Source organism: uncultured Microbacterium sp., assembly GCF_913776565.1.
In the GTDB taxonomy this organism is placed as follows: domain Bacteria; phylum Actinomycetota; class Actinomycetes; order Actinomycetales; family Microbacteriaceae; genus Microbacterium.
The window spans coordinates 1-3,078 of sequence record NZ_CAJYPF010000084.1; the positions used below are offsets into that span (position 1 = coordinate 1).

At 69.5% G+C, this 3,078-nt stretch carries 5 protein-coding genes and 1 pseudogene; 2 read left to right on the forward strand and 4 right to left on the reverse strand.

Annotated elements, in window-relative coordinates; translation table 11 throughout:
- The 3 genes from QZ433_RS04750 to QZ433_RS04760 all read right to left on the reverse strand — a co-directional run.
- Positions 1-349: class I SAM-dependent methyltransferase (locus tag QZ433_RS04750; protein WP_295780283.1), on the reverse strand; the 349-nt coding region annotated here is incomplete at its 3' end.
- Entirely contained in the window at positions 346-1,143 is a 798-nt protein-coding gene (locus QZ433_RS04755; RefSeq protein WP_295780286.1) for an alpha/beta hydrolase, read from the reverse strand. The genes QZ433_RS04750 and QZ433_RS04755, both read right to left, overlap by 4 nt.
- Positions 1,144-1,289: 146 nt before the next feature.
- Complete coding sequence (locus QZ433_RS04760; RefSeq protein ID WP_295780288.1) at positions 1,290-2,252, reverse strand: SDR family NAD(P)-dependent oxidoreductase; 963 nt, start codon at positions 2,250-2,252, stop codon at positions 1,290-1,292.
- Here QZ433_RS04760 and QZ433_RS15110 point away from each other — a divergent pair.
- Positions 2,178-2,351: pseudogene (locus tag QZ433_RS15110) on the forward strand (hypothetical protein); the annotation flags it as partial. The gene QZ433_RS04760 and the pseudogene QZ433_RS15110 overlap by 75 nt on opposite strands.
- Before the next feature lie 9 nt (positions 2,352-2,360).
- On the opposite strand, the gene QZ433_RS04765 reads toward QZ433_RS15110, so the two are convergent.
- Complete coding sequence (locus QZ433_RS04765; RefSeq protein WP_295780290.1) at positions 2,361-2,525, reverse strand: hypothetical protein; 165 nt, start codon at positions 2,523-2,525, stop codon at positions 2,361-2,363.
- A 240-nt stretch (positions 2,526-2,765) separates the two neighbouring features.
- On the opposite strand from QZ433_RS04765, the gene QZ433_RS04770 reads away from it, so the two are divergent.
- Positions 2,766-3,078: VOC family protein (locus tag QZ433_RS04770; RefSeq protein WP_295780292.1), on the forward strand; the 313-nt coding region annotated here is incomplete at its 3' end.

Sequence of the window (3,078 nt, forward strand, 5' to 3'; positions counted from 1 at the left end):
TCGAGACGGCGTCGGGCGCGTGATGGATCGTCGAGAACCACGACAGGATGCCACCGAGCCCGCCGGCGGCCTGCTCGAGGTCGTCGATGGTGCCGACGTCGAAGCGGATGCCGGGATGCGTCGCTCGCGCGTGCTCCACGAAGCGCGGTGCGAGGTCGACGCCGCGCACGTCGAGTCCCGAGCCGGCGAGATGCGCCGTCCAGTGGCCGGGACCGCAGCCCGCGTCGAGCACCGGGCCCGTGAGCCCCGCGGCCCACGCGTCGACGATCGCGCGGTCCACCGGGTGCACGGCATCCATCGATCCGAGCGCAGCGATGTATTCCTCGGCGCGGGTGTCGTAGGCGTTCACGGGGTGGGTCGCGGCGCCGCCTCGCCGTCGATGTGATCGAGCCAGTCGCGGACGGCCGCCCCCGTCAGCTCGGGGCGTTCGAGGTGCACGTTGTGGCCCGCGCCGTCGACCACGACGAAGCTGCCGCGTGGATAGTGCGCCCGCAGGGCGAGACCGTCCTCGTAGCCGACGACGTCATCCTGGCGGCCGAACAGGTGCAGCGCGGGCGCGGTGAACGGGTCCGGGTGGGTGCGCTCCGGGAGGTCGTCGAGCGCGTAGTCCTCTGCGATCCGGTCCATCACGGCGTCCTCGGCGTCGCGCAGTCCGGGGAGGACGAAGCGGCGGAACGCGTCGAGGGACGCGGCATCCTGGATCACGCTCTGCTCGGCGAAGGCGTCTCGATCCGCACCGGCCCGTTCCAGAGTGACGGGGTCGCTGAACAGCACGGTCCGCGGAGGAAGCGTGCGCGCCCCGTGGTCGGCCTCGACGACCCCGGCGAGCGTCGCCACGCCGAGAGCCTGTTCGCGACGCTCGTGGGCGACGAAGCGGGCCAGCATCCCACCGAAGGAGTTGCCGATGACGGCGAACGGCTCGTCCTTCAGATGCTCGTCGATCTCGGCGAGCACACCGGCAGCGACCTCCCGCGCGCTCGATGCCGTCGCTGTTGCGCCGGGGGCCCACGGCAGGTCGATGTAGATCCGTCGCCACGGCATCCCGCTCGTCATCTGCTCGAGGGGGAGCATGATGCGGTGGTCGACACCGAAGCCGTGAAGGGCGATCAGGGGACGACCGGCGCCGGTCTCGAGAGCGATCACTCCTCGAGGCTACGACGTCGATCCGTCCCCCTGTCGGGTGACCCGCGCCGCGGGGTCGGTGCGGAGGGGGTGAGGTCCCCCGGCGGTTCGACGCGCCACCACGACACGGCAGGGGGTGGGGCATTTCGTCCCGCGACCGCGAGAACTCACGCCGGTGACATTTGAAACCATCCGCCGTCCGTCAGGTGATTCAGCCCCGAGACGAAGGACGCCTCGTCGGAAAGCAGCCAGGCGATCGTCTGCGCGATCTCCAGAGGCTCGCCCATCCGGCCGCCGGGCTGACCCGCGGCGTACAGGGCACGCACATCGTCGGGCAGGGCTTTGACCGCGGGTGTGTCGATGAGTCCGGGTGCGACCGAGTTCACGCGGATGCCGTCCTTGGCGTATTCCAGCGCTCCCTGTCGCGTCATCTGAATGACGCCGGCCTTCGCGATGCCGTAGGCGGGCTGTCCGACCGTCGCCCTCATCCCTGCGCCGGACGCGACGTTCACGATCGCGCCGCCGTCGCGGCTCAAGAAATAGTCGATCTCGGCGGCCATGCAGTGCCACATGCCCTTGAGGTCGATGTTCATGATGAGGTCCCAGGTGCTCTCAGCCATGTCGTGTAGACGGGAAGGCGTCTGGCCGATGCCCGCGACGTTGGCTGCGAGGTGCAGGTCGCCCCAGGTTTCGATCGCGTGATGCACCATCTTCCGTGCGTCGTCTCGGCTCGACACATCGACGTGAAGGTATCGCGCCGATCCACCCGAGCTCTCGATGTCGCTCACGACGCGAGCTCCCGCGGCATCCGACACATCGGCGACCAGGACGCGTGCCCCTCTCGCGGCGAGCAGTTTCGCGGTCGCCTCGCCGATTCCGGAGGCCCCGCCCGTCACGATCGCGACTTTGCCATCGAATGACATGAAATTTCCTTTCCTTTGGAAACTATTCCAAGCACACAGTACGCCGAGTACCGTGGATGTGTGCGGGCGAATCTCGAGGATGCCGGCGATCTCGGGTATCGGAATCCGATCGCCCTTCCCTTGGCGACACTCGTGGAGCTGTGGAGCGCGGCCGAGTTCAGGTCGCGTCTGAGCAACGACGCGCTGCAGGGTCTGAGCGGTGCGCATGGCCGAGTCCTCTGGGAGCTCGGGTTTCGTGGCGCGACGCGTCCCGGACTCCTCGCGCGAGCGATCGGCGTCGGAGCTCCGAGCATCACCAAGGCGGCCGCACAGCTGTCAGACCGCGGGTTCGTCGAGGTGATACCCGACCCCGCCGATGCCCGGGCGATCCTGCTTCGCCTGACAGGTGAGGGCAGGCGCGTCACCCGTGAGCTCTACCGAGTCGGGGACGACCTCATCTCGCACCTGACGGCGGACTGGACCGAGGCTGATGCGAACCACGCCGCGAGGCTCCTCACGCGTCTCGTGACCGCGGCGCGTCAGCTGGGCGACCAGGAGTCGCGGTAGGCGTCCACGCTGGGGGATTGAGGCGCCGCGAGGCGCGCGCCGGTCATGCGCAACGTCACCGTCGACGCCCACCGTGCGCACCCTCGGGAGCGCATCCTCCACGACGCGCGGCGCGGGGTGCGCGCCCGTATCGAGGGGAGTGACCGCGAGCGGCTACGCGCTCAGAATGGACCCATGCAGGTCCGCTTCGCACGTCACACCGACCGCCTCGACGAGATCGTGCGCTTCTATCGCGACGACCTGGGCCTGCCGGTGCGGGGGGAGTTCCGCGATCACGCCGGGTACTACGGGGTCTTCTTCGACCTGCCCGGGACCGGGGCGCATCTCGAGTTCACGTCGGGCGCGGGCCAGGCCGCTCCGACACCGGACCCGGAATCCCTGCTCGTGCTCTACCTCGACGACGCCGAGCTGCAGCGCACCGCGGCTCGTCTCGCGGGCCGCGAGACCACGCCGACGAACCCGTACTGGCAGCAGAACGCCTGGGCGT

What these genes read in the sequence shown, in the direction of transcription:
- QZ433_RS04760 (WP_295780288.1), bottom strand. Translation starts at nt 2,252, where the DNA reads ATGCGCACCGCTCAGACCCTGCAGCGCGTCGTTGCTCAGACGCGACCT.